Origin of the sequence: Cellulophaga sp. F20128 (assembly GCF_023015805.1) — a bacterium.
GTDB lineage: Bacteria > Bacteroidota > Bacteroidia > Flavobacteriales > Flavobacteriaceae > Cellulophaga.
This window is the reverse complement of record NZ_JALKBA010000004.1, coordinates 12340-31340: the sequence shown is the minus strand read 5'-3', so window position 1 is coordinate 31340 and position 19001 is coordinate 12340. Positions and strand designations below refer to the sequence as shown.

Here is a 19001-nt window from a genome sequence, read left to right as displayed (position 1 = left end):
CAACAGCCGTTGCACAGAAAAGGTGTTACCCCCTACCACTATTCCTTAAATATTTGAATGAATTACCAGCTATTTCCTAACTCCAACACCAAACTCGGTCTTGGGCTTCACAAATCATTTATAAATTGATTAAAATATCTGTTGAAACTCTATGTTCATTGTTCTATCTTTGGCGTCTTAAATTTCAAGAATGAAAATATCATACAACTGGTTAAAACAGTTTTTAAATATTGATTGGGACCCAAACAAGACAGGGGAACTACTAACAGATTTAGGTTTGGAAGTAGAGGGAATTACTGCCTTCGAAACCATTACAGGTGGATTAAAAGGTATCGTTGTTGGTCACGTATTAAATTGTGAAAAACATCCTAATGCAGATAAACTTAAAATAACCACCGTTGATATTGGAACAACTACACCTTTACAAATAGTATGTGGCGCACCAAATGTTGCTGAAGGACAAAAAGTACCTGTTGCAACTATTGGCACAACACTTTATACAGAGGATGGTGAGGCCTGGAAAATTAAGAAAGGGAAAATTCGTGGCGAAGAAAGCTATGGGATGATTTGTGCTGAAGACGAACTAGGACTAGGAACTAACCACGATGGTATTATGATTCTAGACCAAGATTTAACTCCGGGAACTCCTTGTGCCGACGTATTTGAAATTGAAAATGATTTTATTTTTGAAATTGGACTTACACCCAATCGCGCAGATGCTATGAGCCATTTTGGTGTAGCCAGAGATTTGAGAGCAGGTTTAATACAGCAGGAAATTAAAAAGGAATTAATTACACCACCGGTTACCAATTTCAATGTTGAAAATAGATCGCTAAAAATTACGGTAGATGTTAAAAATAATGAATCAGCACCGAGATATTGCGGCCTAACAATAAGCAACATTATTGTACAGGAATCTCCGGACTGGCTAAAGAACAGATTGCGCTCTATAGGACTTACACCACTTAACAATGTTGTAGATGTTACCAATTATGTATTGCATGAATTAGGGCAACCTCTACATGCTTTTGATGCCAATAAAATTAAAGGCAATAAAATTGAAGTAAAAACGATTGCTGAAGGAACAAAATTTACAACCTTAGACGGTGTAGAAAGAGAAATTCATGCAGAAGACCTAATGATCTGTGATGAAGACAAACCATTATGCATTGCAGGTGTATATGGCGGAATAAGCTCTGGTGTTACTGAAAATACCACAGCTATTTTCTTAGAAAGCGCCTACTTTAATCCCGTATCAATTCGTAAAACAGCGAAAAGACACGGAATAAACACCGATGCCTCCTTTAGGTTTGAAAGAGGTATTGATATCCAAAATGTAGAATTTGCATTGCGCCGAGCCGCTTCTCTTATCCGAGAAATTACGGGTGGTGATATCACATCTGACATCGTTGATATTTATCCTAAAAAGGTGGAAGATCATGAGGTATTCTTAACCTATGAAAAAATAAACAAACTTATAGGGCAGAACATATCTGGAGAAACTATTAAATCTATATTAACATCCTTAGACATCAAAGTTAAAAATGTATCTGAATCGGGAATGGGATTAGCTATTCCGTTTTACCGTATAGATGTAAAACGGCAGGTAGATGTCATAGAGGAGATATTACGGGTATATGGCTACAATAACATTAACTTCTCTACAAAGTTAAACGCGTCCATAGCCACAACGTCCAAATTTGAGGATTATAAGTTACAAAATGTCATTGGTAACCATTTAGCAAGCCAAGGCTTTTTCGAAATAATGGCCAATAGCCTAACGACTATAGCGTATAACAACTATTCAGAAAACATTAAAGACGAACACTCTGTTAAGATCATAAATCCGCTTAGTTCAGATTTATCTGTCTTGAGACAATCTATGTTATTTGGTGGTCTAGAAGCCATATCGCACAACATTAACAGGAAAAAATTAAATCTGAAGTTTTTCGAGTTTGGAAAAACATATCACCAGTATTCAGAAGAAAAAAAGGAAGACAAACACTTGTCTCTCTTTGTAACAGGACAGCAAGAGGATGCCAATTGGTTGCTAAAACCAAATAAATCAGAATTCTTTTACTTAAAATCTTCTATTGAGAATATTTTAAGTCGACTTGGTATCGATAAGACTACTTCTGCCCCTTTAAATAATACTATTTTTCAAGAAGGCTTATCTTTAAAAGTTGGCAAACAAACTATTGTTGATTTTGGGATAGTACAATCATCCATAACGAATGACTTTGATATAAAACAAGAAGTTTTATATGCAGATTTTAATTGGGAAACTGTAATTCAATTAGCTGCAGAAAACGCCATAGTCTTTAAAGAGATTTCTAAGTATCCAACGGTTAAAAGAGATTTTGCATTGTTACTAAACAACAAAACTACATTTAAGGAGCTGTATGATATTGCATTTGAAACGGAGAAAAAATTACTAAAAGAAGTGAGTCTATTTGATGTTTTTACAGGGAAAAATTTAGCGGAAGGCAAAAAATCTTACGCAGTAAGTTTCACCTTAGCTGATGAAAACAACACACTTAAGGACAAGCAGATAGACAAGATAATGGCTAAATTAAGAAGCAATTACGAAACTAAATTGGGAGCAGAATTACGTTAAATTTGTTTGGGTAAAATTACGGAGTCAATAATATGCATAACCCCATTGCATTGTTCTGCATCTGCACCAATAATTTTAGCTGAATTCCCCAAAGAATCGGTTAGTATAATATCAGTACCATTCATTGTGGCTATTAATTTATTCCCTTGAACAGTGGTATAAGAAGCTTTTCCGCTACCGTTGCACATGGCCTTTAAAATCTTAGAAGCAGAAATTTTACCTGCAATAATATGATACGTTAATAAAGTGCTTAATTGCTTTTTATTTTCACTCTTGAGAAGCTCTGTTATCTTTGCAGAAGAAATTTTACCAAAGGCCTTATCAGAAGGCGCAAATACCGTAAAGGGTCCATCATTACGCAACAAATCTTCCAGACCTGCACCCTTCATAGCCGCTAAGAGCGTTGTGTGAGTTGTAGATTCTTGTGTGTTTTCAACTATTGAAAAATTAGGGTTCATTCCCTGATTCTTGGTCGTTTTCTTTTGTTCTTGTGCGCTTAAGGTTCCACAACTAAACAGCACAATAAGTAGGTATAATGAGGGGGATTTCATAGATATCCTTCGTAAATTATTGTTATTTTTTCGATGAAATGCATTGATTTATCGACAATATACAATAATCACGAAATTAAACAAGAGAAAATAAACCTTTTGTTTGAAATTTAACAATTAAACTTCTGAACCATATAATTTTTGGCGTTGTTCCTTGATACTTTTATCAGACATATATTCATCAAAAGTGATATACCTATCTATGCTTCCGTTTGGTGTTAACTCAATAATTCTATTGGCCACTGTATTCGCAAACTCGTGATCATGTGTCGTAAACAATACAGTACCCTTAAAGTTTTTAAGTGAATTATTAAAAGCAGTAATACTTTCTAGATCCAAGTGGTTTGTGGGCTCATCTAACATCACCACATTAGCTCTTAGCATCATCATTCTACTCAACATACATCTCACCTTTTCACCACCAGAAAGAACGGTAGCTTTTTTTAAGCCTTCTTCACCACTAAACAACATTTTTCCCAAAAACCCTCTAATATGAACTTCTTCTCTTTCCTCTTCTGTTTTTGCCCATTGGCGTAACCAATCTACCAAATTGATCCCTTTCTCAAAATATTCAGAATTATCTGCTGGTAAATAAGACTGTGTTGTTGTAATTCCCCATTGAAATTCACCAGATGTAGCCTTCTTTTTATTGTTTACAATCTCATAAAAAGCAGTGGTTGCCCTAGAGTCTTTTGAGATAATAGCAACCTTATCGCCTTTGGCTAAATTAATGTTGACGTCCTTAAATAGTAAATCACCATCTTCAGAAGTTGCAGATAGATTTTCAATATTTAATATTTGATCACCCGCTTCTCTATCTCTTTCAAAGATTATAGCTGGATACCTTCTACTCGATGGCTTAATGTCATCTATCTTTAATTTGGAAAGCATCTTTTTTCTAGATGTTGCTTGCTTACTCTTTGCCACGTTTGCGCTAAAACGCATAATAAATTCTTGTAATTCTTTTGCTTTATCCTCTGCTTTCTTATTCTGTTGCGCTCTTTGTCTTGCGGCAAGTTGACTGCTCTCATACCAAAATGTATAATTCCCAGAATAAACGTTTAATTTTCCAAAATCAATATCACCGATCGAAGTACATACAGCATCTAAAAAGTGTCTATCATGCGATACAACGATAACGGTATTATCATAACCTGCCAAAAAGCGTTCCAACCAATTGATAGTCTCGTAATCCAAGTCGTTTGTTGGCTCATCCATAATTAATACATCTGGACTGCCAAAAAGTGCTTGAGCCAACAGTACTCGCACCTTAAGCTTAGAATCTAAATCGCCCATATTGGTATGATGAAATTCATCAGAAATTCCTAGGTTAGACAACATGGTAGCAGCAGCACTATCGGTATTCCACCCATCCATTTCTTCAAAAAGAACTTGCAACTCCCCTATTCTATCTGCATTACTATCGTCGTAATCTGCATACAAGGCATCTATTTCCTTTTTAATCGTATACAGTGGTTTATTCCCCATTACCACAGTTTCCAATACAGAAATGTCATCGTAAGCATTGTGGTTTTGCTCTAAAATAGACATTCTTTTACCCGGCTCTAAGTGCACATGTCCAGAGGTTGCATCTATTTGCCCTGAAAGAATTTTTAAAAAGGTAGATTTCCCAGCACCATTGGCACCAATAATACCATAACAATTTCCTTGAGTAAAAGTTACGTTTACATCATCAAAAAGAATTCTTTTACCGAATTGAACAGATAAATTAGATACAGATAGCATAGTCTTATTTTAAATTTTGTGCAAAAATAGTGAATTTTAACACCTTATACCAATACATTTCAATCATTAAAAAAGTGTTTTAACTAATTGTAAAGTTATTTTAACTACACATTAACATGGACACACTAGAAGGTTTCCTAAATTTGAATGGAATGATAGCTAGAATTATATGAACAAATTTTTACTCTTTCTCTCAATTACCGTTTTAATTGGTTGTAGTGGGAAGCAAAAAAAATCCCACTCTATCTATTTTGCAGGTGAAATTGTGAACCCAAAAAATGATAGTGTTATCTTGTATAAAGATGACGTTAAGATTTGTTCTTCAAAATTAGACAGTCGCAATAGGTTTGTAATTGAATTAGACGCTTCTGCTGAAGAGGGCTTATATCATTTTGGACACAGTCCTGAAGTACAATATGTATATTTAGAAAAAGGAGATAGCCTCTTAATTAGGGTAAATACAGCCGACTTTGATGAGTCTCTTGTTTTTGAAGGCATTGGACAAGAAATAAATAATTTTTTACTGGAAATGTTCTTAGTTCAAGAGAATGAAGAAAGAGATTTTATTCAAAAAATATATCGGTTAAATCCAGAGGAATTTAGCACAAAAGTTGACTCTATAAATGCTATAAAATTACAATTACTGGATAATTTACAGCATGAAGCTGTACTCTCCGATAATGCAGTTGCCATTGCAAAAACAAATATTGACTACACTACCTATTTGTATAAGGAACGCTACCCCTTTAAACACAGAGAAATTTATAAGAAGAATTCTTTTGAAGAATTACCGAAAAGCTTTTACGATTATAGAAAGGAGTTAACCTTTAACAATCCTAACTTTACCTATATTGCACCCTACTATAACTTTATGAAAGAACATTTTTACGGTGTTTCTTATATGAATTGTAAAAAAGATTGCAAGAAAAATGGTGTCAATTACGTTAATCAACTTCACTTTAATGAGCATCAATTAAAACTTATAGACAGTGCTGTTAGTGAAAAGAATTTAAAGGATAACCTAATTCGTTTTGTGGCACTTAAATATTTACTTCGCTCTAATGTTAGCTACAAAAACAATACTGCGTTTATTGAAAAATTTCATGAAGTTGCAAATGATAATAAACATTTAGCAGAAATAAACTCCTTATATACGAGCATTAATAACTTACAGCCCAATATGCCAATACCCGCTGTGTGGGTGGTTGACTTTAATGGCAAACAAGTATCTCTAGCAGAAATTAGCGCTACTAAAAAAGATGTTGTTTTTTACTTTTGGATGGGAGAACACAATAGGCATTTTAAAAACATTATCAATCGGGTGAATACGCTAAACAATACTAAAAAAAATAAATACACTTATATTGGTATTAGCCTGCGAACCGATGAACAAAAATGGAAAGACGTTGTTACCTCTAACAAGCTACAGGCAGAAAATCAATTTAGAGCAGCAGAATTAAAAGAAATAAATAACGCTTTAATAATTAATGGAAGAATAAATAGAGCTATTGTTACCAAAAACGGAACAATTACCAATGCGTTTGCAGACATTTATAGTTCCTTTTAAATGCTGTATACCCATTAAAAGGATATAAAAAAACCCTTAGCTATATGAATAGCTAAGGGTTTTTTTATATTAGGTGGAAAAATTAATTTCCTTTGTTATAATCCTCTAAGAATTTAGCCAAGCCACTATCTGTTAACGGGTGCTTTAATAATCCTTCTATTGAAGACAAAGGACCTGTCATAACATCTGCTCCTAGTTTAGCGCAATCAATCACATGCATTGTATGTCTAACAGATGCAGCTAAAATTTGAGTTTCAAAAGCATAGTTATCATAAATATGTCTAATTTCCGCAATTAAGTTTAAACCATCTGTAGAAATATCGTCTAATCTACCAATAAAAGGAGATACATAGGTAGCTCCAGCCTTAGCTGCTAATAATGCTTGTCCGCAAGAGAAAACTAAAGTACAATTGGTACGTATTCCTTTATCTGAGAAATATTTTATAGCTTTGATACCGTCTTTAATCATCGGTACTTTAACAACGATCTGTTCGTGTAATTCTGCTAATTCCTCACCTTCTTTTATCATTGCCTCGTAGTCCGTTGCAATTACTTCAGCAGATACATCACCTTCAACAATATTACAAATGTCAACATAATGTTTTAAAATATTATTTCTACCAGTAATACCTTCTTTGGCCATTAAAGAAGGGTTAGTGGTTACACCGTCCAAAACACCTAGTTCTTGTGCTTCTTTGATTTGTGCCAAATTTGCTGTGTCAATAAAAAATTTCATCCTTTTGTTATTTTAAAAATTATGTTCTACATCTCATTCCTAATGCTAATTGTTACACAACAATTAACACGAGTATACAAAATTACAACTTGTAATGGTTCAATAATAATTTTTCGTAAACTTTATCTGGTAAAATTTTCTTTAAAAACAACGAAAATTTTTGCATAAAAGCTCCTACCCTATAATGTACCTTAGGTTTTTTAGTGTGTATAATTGCCAATACTTTTTCAGCTACTTGGATGGGATCTTCACCAGAATCAACGTGTTCATCCATCATACTTAATGAATTACCATATGCTTTTTTATAAGCAGAATCTTCTAAGACAGGCGCATGATACCTCCCTGAAGCTATATTGGTAGCAAAATCTCCAGGAGCCACTGTTGTTATTTGCACCCCAAAATCTTTAACTTCCATACGCATGGCCTCTGTAACCAATTCTAATGCTCCTTTACTAGCAGAATAAATGCCTCTATAGGGCAATCCCATATATCCTGCAATTGAAGTTATGTTAATAATTAAACCTGCCTTTTGTTTTCTCATCTGAGGCAATACTGCCTTCATAACGCTGATAGGCCCATTAAAATTCACCATAAAAGCATTTACTATTTCTTCATTAGGTGTTTCCTCTATTGGTCCTGTAATTCCAACCCCAGCATTATTAATTAACACATCAATACGTCCTTCAATACTTAATACCGTAGCTATTGCTTGCGCAATAGTTTCTGTGTTCCGTACATCTAACTCTACCAGGTTAAAGGCATCAAAGTTTGGATATTTAGCCTTGCTACGTGTAGTACCGTAAACGGTAAACCCTCTTGCTGCTAAATAACTACCAATAGATTTTCCAATACCAGAAGATCCTCCGGTAATTAATACAACTTTCCGCATCATATGTTAAAAATTAACTGATGCAAATAAACAAATAAATAAAAGAGAAAAGAAATATAAGTCGTGTTGACTTTAGGGTATAAAAAAAGGCAAGCTACCTACATCGCACCGCTCAACCGTGTACCCTTGCTGCGTTCCCACCCTGGGGGATTAAACAGGAGCTGGTCGTGTAGGACTTGCCAGCTGCAAATATACAATCTTTTAAATTTGACGCAATCATTTTTCATTCTAATTTTAATTAAATACCTTGCCTTATATCAACATAAAAATCATGAAGTCACTTAAGTTTTTAACATACAGCCTACTAACCCTTTTAATAGTATCGTGCGGAGGAGCAAATACATCGCCTTCTAGCCTATTTGAATTACAAATAAAGGGTGCCGGTGAGAAAATACACCTCAATGAAATTGTAACTATCAATTTAATAAATAAAAAAAACAAGCCTATTAGTAAAGTAACCTATGCAATTGATGGACAAGAGATAGAAGTAACTAACAATAAAATGGCCTTACAGATCCCTAAAGTTGGTAGCAAAACTATAGCAGCTGAAATTGAGTATGAAGAAGAAACTGTAACGATCACTAAAAAGGTCATTGTTTTTGCTCCCAAAGCACCGCAAGTATACACCTATGAAATAATAAATGAATACCCACACAACAAAGCATATTTCACCCAAGGTTTAGAATTCTATAGAGACACCCTATACGAGGGAACCGGAAAACTAGAAAAATCCAAATTATTAAAACTAGATTATAAAACGGGAACAGTTATAAAGGAACACTCCTTAAAAAACACCCAATTTGGTGAAGGCATTACAATTTTAAACAACAAAATATATCAACTTACGTGGCAAAGCAATATTGGCTTTGTTTACAACGTTGATACTTTAGAAGAAATAGATCAATTTACCTATGGAAAAAGCAAAGAAGGCTGGGGACTATGTAATGATGGTTTCAATTTATTGAAAAGTGATGGCTCTGAAAAAATATGGACCTTAAATGCCGAAACCTTAGTAGAGGAAAGTTTTATTGAAGTCTATACGAATAGTAAAAAATTAATTAAGATTAATGAACTGGAATATGTCGATGGAAAAATTTACGCAAACACCTGGCAATCCGGGCAAGATGTTGCCGTTATAATTGATCCAAATAGCGGTATTGTAGAAGGTATTATAAATTTTAATGGTTTAAAAGATAATGTGACTAATGAAAATATCGATGTCCTTAATGGTATTGCATATAACCCAACCCGAGAAACATTTTTTGTAACTGGAAAATTCTGGGACAAAATATTTGAGGTGAAAATCATTAAAAAATAAGTGTGAAGTTTTACAAAAAGACAATTACTGTAAGCCAAGATGACCTGGATGACTTAAACCACGTTAACAATGTGCGTTATTTGCAATGGGTACAAGATATTTCTAAAGAGCACTGGGTTTCTTCTGCACCCAAAGAAATGCGAGAAAATATCATGTGGGTCGTTACCACTCACTTTTTAGAATATAAATCTGCCGCCCTTTTACATGATGTTTTAGATATTAAGACCTTTATTAAAAAATCTGAAGGAGCAAGATCTATACGTATCGTAGAAATGCACAATGCCAAGAATAAAAAACTTGTTGTTAGCGCAAAAACAGAATGGTGTTTATTAAACGCCAAAAGTTTACGTCCCATTAGAATTTCTGATGAAATAAAAAAAGTGTTTCTAGATGAGTCCCCTAAACTATGAAATACTCCTTATTATATATAGCACTACTTATTTTCATTATCCTAGGCAGTTCTTGTCGCAAAGATTTTAATTACCAAGCCAGCACGGGCAATCTATCCTTTTCTAAGGATACCATCTATTTAGATACTGTTTTTGCTTCTCTGAGCAGTAGTACCTATGGCTTTAAAGTTTACAACAAAAGTAATAGTGATGTAGAAATACCTACCATAAAGTTAGCCAAAGGATTAAAAAGTAATTACAGACTTAACGTTGATGGGTTGTCAGGAAAAAGTTTTAGCAATATTCCACTTTTTGCGAAAGACAGCCTTTATATCTTTATTGAGATTACACCTATTACCGAAGATTCTGATGATAATGAATTTTTAGATACAGACGCCATTTTATTTGATACAGGGATGTACGAACAAAGTGTAGCCCTGGTTACTTTAATTAAGGATGCAGTTTTCCTATACCCTGCCCTACTCCCTAATGGCAACAGCCAAACAATAGTTTTAGAAAGTGATACGAATGGAGTAGCAATACGTTCGGAAGGATTTGAGTTAACCGAGGAGCAGCTGCATTTTACGAATAACAAACCCTATGTAATTTATGGTTACGCTCTTGTTCCAAAAAACAAAACATTACAAATGGATCCAGGAACACGGGTGCATTTTCATGAAAATTCAGGGATTTTAGTACAAAAAGAAGGAACATTACTAATTAATGGTGCTGTTAGTGCCAGTAGTACCCTATTAGAAAAGGAAGTAATTTTTGAAGGTGACAGGCTAGAACCAACCTACAGCAATATTCCTGGACAATGGGGAACAATATGGATTGCAGAGGGAAGCATTAACAATACTATAAACCATGCAACCATAAAAAATGCTACGATTGGATTAATCGTAGAAGGTATGAACAATTTAACAGCGCCAACGTTAACGCTTCAAAATTCTCAGATTTACAACAGTCAACAACTAAATCTATTGGCTATACACGCAAAAATGGAAGTTTCAAATTCAGTGATAGCTAATGCAGGGCATACTTCGGTTCATTTAAATAAAGGTGGTGCCTATAGTTTTAAGCACAATACCATTGCAAATTATTGGGCTTCTGGATTTAGAACAGGGGTAGCACTAAAAATTGACAATCTAGCAACCACCGAAGATAACACCCTTAAAGAAGCAAATTTTATTAATTGTATTATAGATGGGAATAACACACATGAATTACAATTATTAGCCAGTCCTAGCAGTACTTTCCAGTTTAAATTCACCAATTGTTTGCTGAAATTTGCTACAATGGATGGGACCAATGAATTCTACGATTTTGAAAATGATACTTATTATTCTTCCATCATTTTAAATGGTGCTACCAATTTTCAGAATCCATTTAAAAATGGATTTCGGTTAACAAATACTTCTGCAGCACTAAACAATGCCGAAATATTAACAGCCCAAGAAATTCCATTCGATATACATGGAAATGATAGAACAAATGCTCCAGATATTGGTGCACACGAATATGTGCTAAACAATTAATGTAAGTTTTTACCGTTATATTTGTAGGTTTTTACTTATTATATAGTAAGTTTGTTGTAAATTGGACTACGTAAACCTCAGAAATATTGCGGTTTACGTGCAATTATATCTCACAATCTATCTGTATTTTTATAATCAAATAAATAGGGTGAATTATTCATACGTCATAATAGGATCTAACACAACTTCAAATTTGCAATTACAGCATTTTTTGGAGGCTTATGATGACTTTGTATGTGCAGATATCGCGGAAAACCCAAATGATGGACTTAACCACACACTTAAATATAGTCCAGATATTCTATTTATCGATTTACAGAATGAGCCCACCGAATATTTTCAAATGGTTTCTGATTTGCACCAATACATAAATCATATTCCTCTGGTTATAGGTATGAGTAAGACCAAAGACAATGCCTACGAAGCCATTAAATGTGGTTTTTTCGATTATTGGATATTACCTTACAATGAATTTGATATTAGAAAGTCTATTTATAAATTAAGAAAACAAGTTCCAAAAAAAGAAACAACCCTCTCTACTTTATGTTTGCAGTCATACAAAGATTACAGGTACATAGACACTAAAGACATTCTATACTTAAAGGCAGACAACAATACAACGGATTTTTTCTTAAGTGATGGCACTAAGGTTAGTGCCTACAAAACCTTGAAAACTTTTGAAAATAAATTACCTCCTAATTTTACAAGGATTCATCAAAGTTATATTTTAAATAGCAATTATGTATCTCGAATAAACTATGGTAAAAACCTCTGTGATCTTAAAAAAACTGATACACAAGTCCCTTTTTCTAAATCCTATAAAGAAAACATAGACGTACTTAATAATAGAATGAGCAAAAATTCAATTTCCTCGCATAATTAGTAAAATTCTCACAAAAAGTGTTTAATTACTATCAGACACCTACAGAATACTCAAACACGCATAATTGTATTTCTATTTCCCGCTAGCTGATATACTTTAGCAGTGCAATAAAAATGAATTTAACCGTAAAAAAAATTAAGTATGAAAAAAGTAGGTAACATTTTGGGAATGGTAATTTGTAGTTTAATCTTATTCTCATGTAATGTAGATGGTAACGAAGCAGATGATGCATTATTTGAAAACATTCAAGCAACCGATGATGATGAAGTTGGTGAGCCACAACCAAGTAACGGAGAAGTAGCAACGGACGACGATGAAGTTGGTGAGCCACAACCAAGTAGTGGTGAAGTAGCAACGGACGACGATGAAGTTGGTGAGCCACAACCGAGCAACGGAGAAGTAGCAACTGATGACGACGAAGTTGGTGAGCCACAACCGAGCAACGGAGAAGTAGCAACTGATGACGACGAAGTTGGTGAGCCACAACCAAGTAGTGGTGAAGTAGATTAAATATAAAATAGTATAAAAAATCTGCCTTAAATCTATGATTTAAGGCTTTTTTTATACCTTGCAATCAGATAAGTCCTACTACGTGAAAAAAAATATTATATTCCTATTCGTTATATTATTTTTACTTTCTTGCAATCAGCAAAAAGAGAGCACTCTCCCTACCAAAAAAAACACAACTAAATCTAATACCAACAGTGATTCACAAGAAGACAGTGGGTATTTAGAAAGAAGACAACTGCATAAAGTCGCTAATGGATTACTGAGAAAGGATTCGCTTCAATTTAGGGAGACTAATAAAAAAGTTATTGAATTATCTACAATCGCTAAAGATTCTTCCTTACTTGCCTCTGCCTATTGGGATTTAGGGTACCATTTTTCAAGGCATTCCAAAATAGACAGTAGTTATTATTATTATTTAAATGCACAGAATATTTACCACAACCTTAAGGAAACAAAAACAGAAGGTACCTTACTCTATTATATTGCTTTATTACAATCTAAAGCCAAGGATTACCGGGGTAGTGAAGTTTCTACAATTAAAGCTATTGAATTATTTAAGCAGATTGATGATACTGAACTAGATCTTTTTTACGCTTATAATAATTTGGGGTCCGTTACCAATGCTCTTAATGAATTTGATAGGGCATTAGAATATTACAAAAAGGCATTAGAATATCAAAAAAAAATAAAAACAACAAACACCTACAACCTAAGTGTATTAAATAATATTGGTAATGCAAACAGGGATAAGAAAGATTATATTGAAGCCCTAAAATTTTATGAAAAAGTACTAGAAACAGACAGTTTAAAGGAAAAAAAACCAAGTTTTTACGCCAAAGTATTGGATAACTTAGCCTATACACAATTTAAAAAAGGGGACACTCTGAGTGTAGAATTTCACCTTTTAAAATCTTTACAATTACGCAATAATCTAAATGATATTTCTGGTTTATCTATTAGCCATTTCAATTTGGCTGAGTTTTATTTAAGCAAAAATGATTCTATTAAATCTTTACATCATGCAAAGCTATCTGAAGAATATTCGTTTCGTGACAAAAACAACAAACGATTACTACAAACCTATGATCTTCTAACAAAAGTAGATCCAACTCACGGCAGTAATTACGCCCACAAATACATTGTATTAAATGATAGCCTTGTTAATGAAGAACGTAGTTTACAAGAAAAATTTACACGTATAAAATTTGAAACAGACGAAGTAATTGGAGAAAAACAAGTCTTAGAAAAACAGAATCAATTATTAATTTCCTTGGTCATTGGTGCATTACTGCTAGCCTTTGCCGTTTTTATAATTGGCAGTCAGTATTTGAAAAACCAAAAACTAAAATTTGAACAAGAACAACAACAAATAAATTTAGAAACTTTTAATTTAATGTTAAGCCAAAAAGGCAAACTAATACAAGCTAGAAAAGAAGTTCAAGAAAAAATATCACAGGAACTACATGATGGTGTTATTGGAAGCCTAACCGGTATTGCTCTTATATTAAAAGCAACCAATAAAAAAGCGGATGAAGAAACCATTGTAGAGCGTCTAGAACTTATAAAACAGTTGCAAGAAACGTCTGAAGAAATTAGAACTATTTCTCACACCTTAAGCGCGGCATCTTCAGAAAAACTACAAAATTTCATTAGTACAATTAAAGAATTACTCAACACCACTCAAAGGTCTTCTAATATAGAGACAAAACTCACGTATGATTCTAAAATAGAATGGGATCTCCTTAACGCCGACATAAAAATTAATCTATACAGGATCATTCAAGAAGGAGTTCAAAATTGTGTCAAATACGCACAGGCAAAGAATATTTTTCTTAATTTTAGTATACAAGAGTCCAATTTATCCGTAATTTTATCTGATAATGGAGAAGGCTTTAATGTCGCCAAAAAGAAAAAAGGTATTGGTCTTAAAAATATTTATTCCAGAGTGGCTAAAATAAATGCAACGATAGATATCAGCAGTGAAATTGGACAAGGCACTGAAATAAGTATAAGCATTCCATTACATTCAAGTGAAATAATAACTACTAACAAAGCGTAAGTTGCCCCACCTATGAAAACTCTAAATATACTAGCTGTTGATGATCATCAACTTATCCTAAAAGGATATAAATATACATTTGCTGATATTAATCCTGCCAAGTACAATATTAATTTAACTACTGCTAGCACATACCTAGATGCAAAACAACTCATTGAAACAAACGTTTATGATGTTGCTTTTTTAGACATTCAAATAGAAAAGCCAGATGCAGAAAATTTAGATGGGAATAAAACAGGGGAAAACATTGGGGTATTATTACGTGAAATTTCACCAAAAACCAAGATCATTTTTCAGTCTTCATTTAGCGATAGTCTACGAATTAGCAACATATTTTCTACCGTAAATCCCGATGGTTATATTGTAAAGACAGAAGTATCTGATGAAGTTTTAGAAAAGGCGCTGGATAATGTTTTAAGTGGTAGCACCTATTATTCTCGTTCAGCGGTAGATGTTTTTAGAAAAACAATGACCAATAATATTATGATTAACGAGGATGATAAGGAAATACTATATCGCTTATCACTAGGTATTAAAACAAAAGATTTGGTAGACTTTGTTAATCTTTCTGTTACTAGTATAGAAACAAGAAAGCGCAAACTAAAGTTTATCTTTGATATTGAAAATGAAAATGATTTAGCCTTAATCAACGAGGCTAAAAAAAGAGGATTTATTTAGTTTTAGCTATATTAATACTGTTTTAATTAAAAATTTAACAATAATTATTTAACAAAACACCAAAACCTCAGGAAAAGAGAGGTTTTCATGTAATCTAAATCAAGAAATTCATCATAATTTTGTTAGTGAGTAACCTACTAAGAATTATTATGATGTCTAGCTCATCAAATTTTAACACAATACGCTATTCAAGCACCATCCCAAATGAGGTGTTAGAACAGCTTGATATCTTTAGAAATGAATTAGAAAAAGCCTATTTTTCTAAGGTATTACTAAGAGTGATAGAACATTCCAATGGAACTATTGAATTAGGTATTGAGATTCAATCCAATTTTTGGTTGGCAGAAAGTATCCGCTATTACAACGATCACAATTGGCTCAAAGAAAAAACCAATCACAGTGCTTTTAGGGTTCAACAATTTTACAATAGCTTTTCTAAATTAAGAAGAAATTCACCGGTCTCCATTGATCTTTCTGAGTTTTCACTTTATCTATTAGACACGGCATTAATAATTAGTAAAATTGCACCGAACAGTATTGTAAATCAGTTGGAAGAAATACTATCAACCGTACTTACAAATATGGATAATTTAGTAGCTGAAAATTTAGAACTCCCAACAGAAATATACTTACCACTATTTCAAGAAAATAATGCAAGTACAAACCATCATGCGCTAGAAAAATCTTATTTCAGACTCTGGGGACTTTATTATGAGTCTGAAGAAGACCCCGTAATTTATGACGTTAATACTAATACCAACTTTAAGAGGGACTTATTCTTGGTAAATCATATTGATATTATGGAAAACCTATAATAGGTTTTCCATAATTCGGGTGTCTTTCTATTAATTAAACAATGCTCTACCTTTCATAAGCGCATTTACTTTTTCTTTAACGGAAACCAAAACATTTTCATCTTCTGGATTCTTTAGTACAGAATCTACAAAATCTACTATTGTTTCCATGTCTGCCTCTTTAAGACCACGAGTGGTAATCGCTGCAGTCCCAAAACGTATGCCTGAAGTTATAAAAGGAGATTTATCGTCAAAAGGTACCATGTTTTTATTGGCGGTAATATCTGCTTTTACCAAAGCGTTTTCCGCGTCTTTCCCTGTTATATTTTTGTTTCTAAGGTCAATTAACATCATGTGATTATCTGTACCTCCAGAAATAATTTTATAGTCTTTCTTTACAAATGCCGCGGCCATAGCTGCTGCATTTTTTTTCACCTGAATCATATAATGCAAATAATCATCAGTTAAGGCCTCGCCAAAAGCAACTGCTTTGGCAGCTATAATATGCTCTAAAGGTCCTCCTTGATTGCCAGGAAAAACTGCAAGATCTAATAAAGCCGACATTTTACGTAGTTTTCCATTTTTAAGCGTAATACCAAATGGGTTGTCAAAATCCTCGCCCATCATAATCATTCCTCCTCTTGGTCCACGTAATGTTTTATGCGTAGTTGTTGTTACAATATGGCAATGTGGCATTGGATCATTTAAAATACCTTTAGCAATAAATCCAGCCGGATGTGAAATATCGGCTAATAGTAAAGCACCAACACTATCTGCTATTACTCTAAAACGTTCAAAATCTATATCTCTAGAGTAAGCAGAAGCACCAGCAATAATCATTTTTGGTTTTTCTTTAGTTGCTATCTCTTGTATTTTATCATAATTTAAAACTCCCGTTTCTTCATCAACACCATAAAAAACTGGATTGTACAAGCGTCCTGAAAAATTTACAGGAGAACCATGTGTTAAATGCCCTCCGTGCGACAAATCGAATCCCAAAATAGTATCCCCAACTTGCAAACAAGCATGGTACACAGAAGCATTTGCTTGCGATCCAGAATGTGGTTGCACATTTACATACGCAGCACCAAAAAGTTCTTTTGCTCGGTCTATTGCTAATTGCTCTACTTTATCAACAACTTCACAACCTCCGTAGTAACGCTTTCCGGGATACCCTTCTGCATATTTATTGGTAAGCACAGATCCTGATGCCTCCATAACTTGCGGACTGGTGAAATTCTCAGAAGCTATTAATTCTACCCCCTCTAATTGACGCTCTTTCTCGTCATTAATTAAATCAAAAATTTGGTTATCGCGTTGCATATTCATTTTATTGCGTTAGTAAAGCGTAAAAATACAAATTGAGAATCTTTAATCAGAAGAAAATAATATATTTGAAAAGAAATTTATCAAATAATCATTAACAATATACATTATGCCTATAAAAACAAATGATCCAACAAAAAAATCTTGGATTTCTGTGGATGCAAATTCTGATTTCCCTATCCAGAATATTCCATTCGGAGTTTTTTTAACTAGGGACGATATTATTACCATCGGTACACGTATCGGTAATTATGCTATCGATTTAGGAGCACTGCACCAATTGGGGTATTTTGATGGTATTCCGCTTACTGATGATATATTTTTACAAGATTCATTGAATGATTTTATTTCTGATGGTAAAAAAACTTGGCGCCTAGTGCGCAATAGAATCGGTGAAATTTTTGAAATCGGCAATACAAGCCTTCAACAAAATGAAGCCCATAAAAAAATAGTTCTTTTTACTATGGATGAGGTTGAAATGCAATTGCCAGTGCTTATTGGCGATTATACCGATTTTTATTCAAGCAAAGAACACGCCACCAATGTAGGTACAATGTTTAGAGACCCTAGCAATGCACTTTTACCCAATTGGTTGCACATTCCTGTTGGCTACCACGGGAGAAGTTCAACTATAATTCCAAGCGGCACACCAATACACAGGCCCAACGGACAAACTTTTCCAAAAGGAGCAGAAACACCAGTATTTGGACCTTCCAAACTGGTAGATTTTGAATTGGAAACTGCTTTTATAACTACAGATGCCAATGTATTAGGAGAACCTATTCCTATTGATGAAGCGGAAGATTATATTTTTGGAATGGTCATTTTTAATGACTGGAGTGCTAGAGACATTCAAAAATGGGAATATGTTCCATTGGGTCCATTTCTTGCAAAGAATTTTGCGTCTTCCATCTCTCCTTGGATTGTAACCTTAGATGCCTTGGAACCATATAGGACTAAAAGCCCGGTCCAAAACCCAAAACCCCTACCCTATTTGCAACAAACAGGGGCAAAAGCCTTTGATATAAATTTAGAAGTAGACATTACTCCAGAAGCAGGGGAACCTACTACGGTGACCAAGTCTAATTTTAAGTACATGTACTGGACTATGGCGCAGCAATTAACCCATCACACCATTAATGGTTGTAAGGTAAATAGCGGCGATATGATGGGTAGTGGCACCATTTCTGGTCCAACACCAGACTCCTACGGCTCTATGTTAGAATTATCATGGCAAGGCACAAAACCTGTTCCCTTAGGAAACGGAGAAACACGCAAGTTTATTGAAGATAACGATACCGTAACCTTAAGAGGTTATTGTAGTAAAGATGGCATACGCATTGGTTTTGGCGAAGTGTCTACAAAACTATTACCCGCAATAACTGTAAAATAAATATTTG

Annotated in this window: 16 protein-coding genes and 1 other RNA gene; 11 read left to right on the top strand and 6 right to left on the bottom strand. The window is 33.9% G+C overall.

The window, feature by feature from the left end; all coding sequences use genetic code 11:
• Nucleotides 1-190 precede the first annotated feature (190 nt).
• Complete coding sequence (pheT, locus tag MWU65_RS05455) at nucleotides 191-2617, top strand: phenylalanine--tRNA ligase subunit beta (RefSeq protein WP_247076172.1); 2427 nt, start codon at nucleotides 191-193, stop codon at nucleotides 2615-2617.
• Here the strand turns inward: pheT and MWU65_RS05450 are convergent.
• Together MWU65_RS05450 and MWU65_RS05445 are read right to left on the bottom strand one after the other, a co-directional pair.
• Entirely contained in the window at nucleotides 2614-3168 is a 555-nt protein-coding gene (locus MWU65_RS05450) for a fasciclin domain-containing protein (RefSeq protein WP_247076171.1), read from the bottom strand. The genes pheT and MWU65_RS05450 overlap by 4 nt on opposite strands.
• 117 nt (nucleotides 3169-3285) lie before the next feature.
• Nucleotides 3286-4914, bottom strand: a complete 1629-nt coding sequence (locus tag MWU65_RS05445) for an ATP-binding cassette domain-containing protein (protein ID WP_247076170.1) — start codon at nucleotides 4912-4914, stop codon at nucleotides 3286-3288.
• Nucleotides 4915-5083: 169 nt separating this feature from the next.
• Between MWU65_RS05445 and MWU65_RS05440 the strand changes: the two genes are divergently transcribed.
• The gene (locus MWU65_RS05440) at nucleotides 5084-6481 is read left to right on the top strand and encodes a transaldolase (protein WP_247076169.1); all 1398 of its coding nucleotides are present in this window, start codon (nucleotides 5084-5086) and stop codon (nucleotides 6479-6481) included.
• 82 nt (nucleotides 6482-6563) lie between these two features.
• On the opposite strand, the gene fsa is transcribed toward MWU65_RS05440, so the two are convergent.
• From fsa to ffs, 3 genes are all read right to left on the bottom strand, one after another.
• Nucleotides 6564-7217: a fructose-6-phosphate aldolase gene (gene fsa, locus MWU65_RS05435; RefSeq protein WP_247076168.1), complete on the bottom strand. Its 654-nt coding sequence runs from the start codon at nucleotides 7215-7217 to the stop codon at nucleotides 6564-6566.
• Nucleotides 7218-7299: 82 nt separating this feature from the next.
• Nucleotides 7300-8106 (bottom strand): SDR family oxidoreductase, encoded by an 807-nt coding sequence (locus tag MWU65_RS05430; RefSeq protein ID WP_247076396.1) that lies wholly within the window; start codon nucleotides 8104-8106, stop codon nucleotides 7300-7302.
• Between the two features lie 84 nt (nucleotides 8107-8190).
• Nucleotides 8191-8288: signal recognition particle sRNA small type (ffs, locus tag MWU65_RS05425), an RNA gene on the bottom strand.
• A gap of 89 nt (nucleotides 8289-8377) precedes the next feature.
• On the opposite strand from ffs, the gene MWU65_RS05420 reads away from it, so the two are divergent.
• The 8 genes from MWU65_RS05420 (at nucleotide 8378) to MWU65_RS05385 (ending at nucleotide 16296) form a co-directional block, all read left to right on the top strand.
• Nucleotides 8378-9424, top strand: coding sequence for a glutaminyl-peptide cyclotransferase (locus MWU65_RS05420; RefSeq protein WP_247076167.1), 1047 nt, complete (start codon nucleotides 8378-8380; stop codon nucleotides 9422-9424).
• A 2-nt stretch (nucleotides 9425-9426) separates the two neighbouring features.
• Nucleotides 9427-9834, top strand: a complete 408-nt coding sequence (locus tag MWU65_RS05415; protein ID WP_247076166.1) for an acyl-ACP thioesterase domain-containing protein — start codon at nucleotides 9427-9429, stop codon at nucleotides 9832-9834.
• A complete protein-coding gene (locus MWU65_RS05410) occupies nucleotides 9831-11351 on the top strand; it encodes a hypothetical protein (RefSeq protein WP_247076165.1) in 1521 nt (506 codons plus the stop codon). Before MWU65_RS05415 ends, MWU65_RS05410 begins: the two co-directional genes overlap by 4 nt.
• Nucleotides 11352-11499: 148 nt before the next feature.
• Nucleotides 11500-12234 carry a LytTR family DNA-binding domain-containing protein gene (locus tag MWU65_RS05405; RefSeq protein ID WP_247076164.1) on the top strand — a complete coding sequence of 245 codons (735 nt, stop codon included), beginning with the start codon at nucleotides 11500-11502 and terminating at the stop codon, nucleotides 12232-12234.
• 141 nt (nucleotides 12235-12375) lie between these two features.
• Entirely contained in the window at nucleotides 12376-12744 is a 369-nt protein-coding gene (locus MWU65_RS05400) for a hypothetical protein (RefSeq protein ID WP_247076163.1), read from the top strand.
• An 82-nt stretch (nucleotides 12745-12826) separates the two neighbouring features.
• Nucleotides 12827-14803, top strand: a complete 1977-nt coding sequence (locus MWU65_RS05395; RefSeq protein WP_247076162.1) for a sensor histidine kinase — start codon at nucleotides 12827-12829, stop codon at nucleotides 14801-14803.
• Between the two features lie 12 nt (nucleotides 14804-14815).
• Nucleotides 14816-15481 carry a response regulator gene (locus tag MWU65_RS05390; RefSeq protein WP_247076161.1) on the top strand — a complete coding sequence of 222 codons (666 nt, stop codon included), beginning with the start codon at nucleotides 14816-14818 and terminating at the stop codon, nucleotides 15479-15481.
• A 125-nt stretch (nucleotides 15482-15606) separates the two neighbouring features.
• Nucleotides 15607-16296: a hypothetical protein gene (locus MWU65_RS05385; RefSeq protein WP_247076160.1), complete on the top strand. Its 690-nt coding sequence runs from the start codon at nucleotides 15607-15609 to the stop codon at nucleotides 16294-16296.
• A 30-nt stretch (nucleotides 16297-16326) separates the two neighbouring features.
• On the opposite strand, the gene glyA is transcribed toward MWU65_RS05385, so the two are convergent.
• Nucleotides 16327-17598, bottom strand: coding sequence for a serine hydroxymethyltransferase (glyA, locus tag MWU65_RS05380; RefSeq protein WP_281501014.1), 1272 nt, complete (start codon nucleotides 17596-17598; stop codon nucleotides 16327-16329).
• A gap of 112 nt (nucleotides 17599-17710) precedes the next feature.
• Between glyA and fahA the strand changes: the two genes are divergently transcribed.
• Nucleotides 17711-18994 carry a fumarylacetoacetase gene (gene fahA, locus MWU65_RS05375; protein ID WP_247076158.1) on the top strand — a complete coding sequence of 428 codons (1284 nt, stop codon included), beginning with the start codon at nucleotides 17711-17713 and terminating at the stop codon, nucleotides 18992-18994.
• Nucleotides 18995-19001: the final 7 nt, after the last annotated feature.

What these genes read in the sequence shown, in the direction of transcription:
- pheT (WP_247076172.1), top strand. Translation starts at nt 191, where the DNA reads ATGAAAATATCATACAACTGGTTAAAACAGTTTTTAAATATTGATTGG.
- MWU65_RS05450 (WP_247076171.1), bottom strand. Translation starts at nt 3,168, where the DNA reads ATGAAATCCCCCTCATTATACCTACTTATTGTGCTGTTTAGTTGTGGA.
- MWU65_RS05445 (WP_247076170.1), bottom strand. Translation starts at nt 4,914, where the DNA reads ATGCTATCTGTATCTAATTTATCTGTTCAATTCGGTAAAAGAATTCTT.
- MWU65_RS05440 (WP_247076169.1), top strand. Translation starts at nt 5,084, where the DNA reads ATGAACAAATTTTTACTCTTTCTCTCAATTACCGTTTTAATTGGTTGT.
- fsa (WP_247076168.1), bottom strand. Translation starts at nt 7,217, where the DNA reads ATGAAATTTTTTATTGACACAGCAAATTTGGCACAAATCAAAGAAGCA.
- MWU65_RS05430 (WP_247076396.1), bottom strand. Translation starts at nt 8,106, where the DNA reads ATGCGGAAAGTTGTATTAATTACCGGAGGATCTTCTGGTATTGGAAAA.
- MWU65_RS05420 (WP_247076167.1), top strand. Translation starts at nt 8,378, where the DNA reads ATGAAGTCACTTAAGTTTTTAACATACAGCCTACTAACCCTTTTAATA.
- MWU65_RS05410 (WP_247076165.1), top strand. Translation starts at nt 9,831, where the DNA reads ATGAAATACTCCTTATTATATATAGCACTACTTATTTTCATTATCCTA.
- MWU65_RS05400 (WP_247076163.1), top strand. Translation starts at nt 12,376, where the DNA reads ATGAAAAAAGTAGGTAACATTTTGGGAATGGTAATTTGTAGTTTAATC.
- MWU65_RS05390 (WP_247076161.1), top strand. Translation starts at nt 14,816, where the DNA reads ATGAAAACTCTAAATATACTAGCTGTTGATGATCATCAACTTATCCTA.
- glyA (WP_281501014.1), bottom strand. Translation starts at nt 17,598, where the DNA reads ATGCAACGCGATAACCAAATTTTTGATTTAATTAATGACGAGAAAGAG.
- fahA (WP_247076158.1), top strand. Translation starts at nt 17,711, where the DNA reads ATGCCTATAAAAACAAATGATCCAACAAAAAAATCTTGGATTTCTGTG.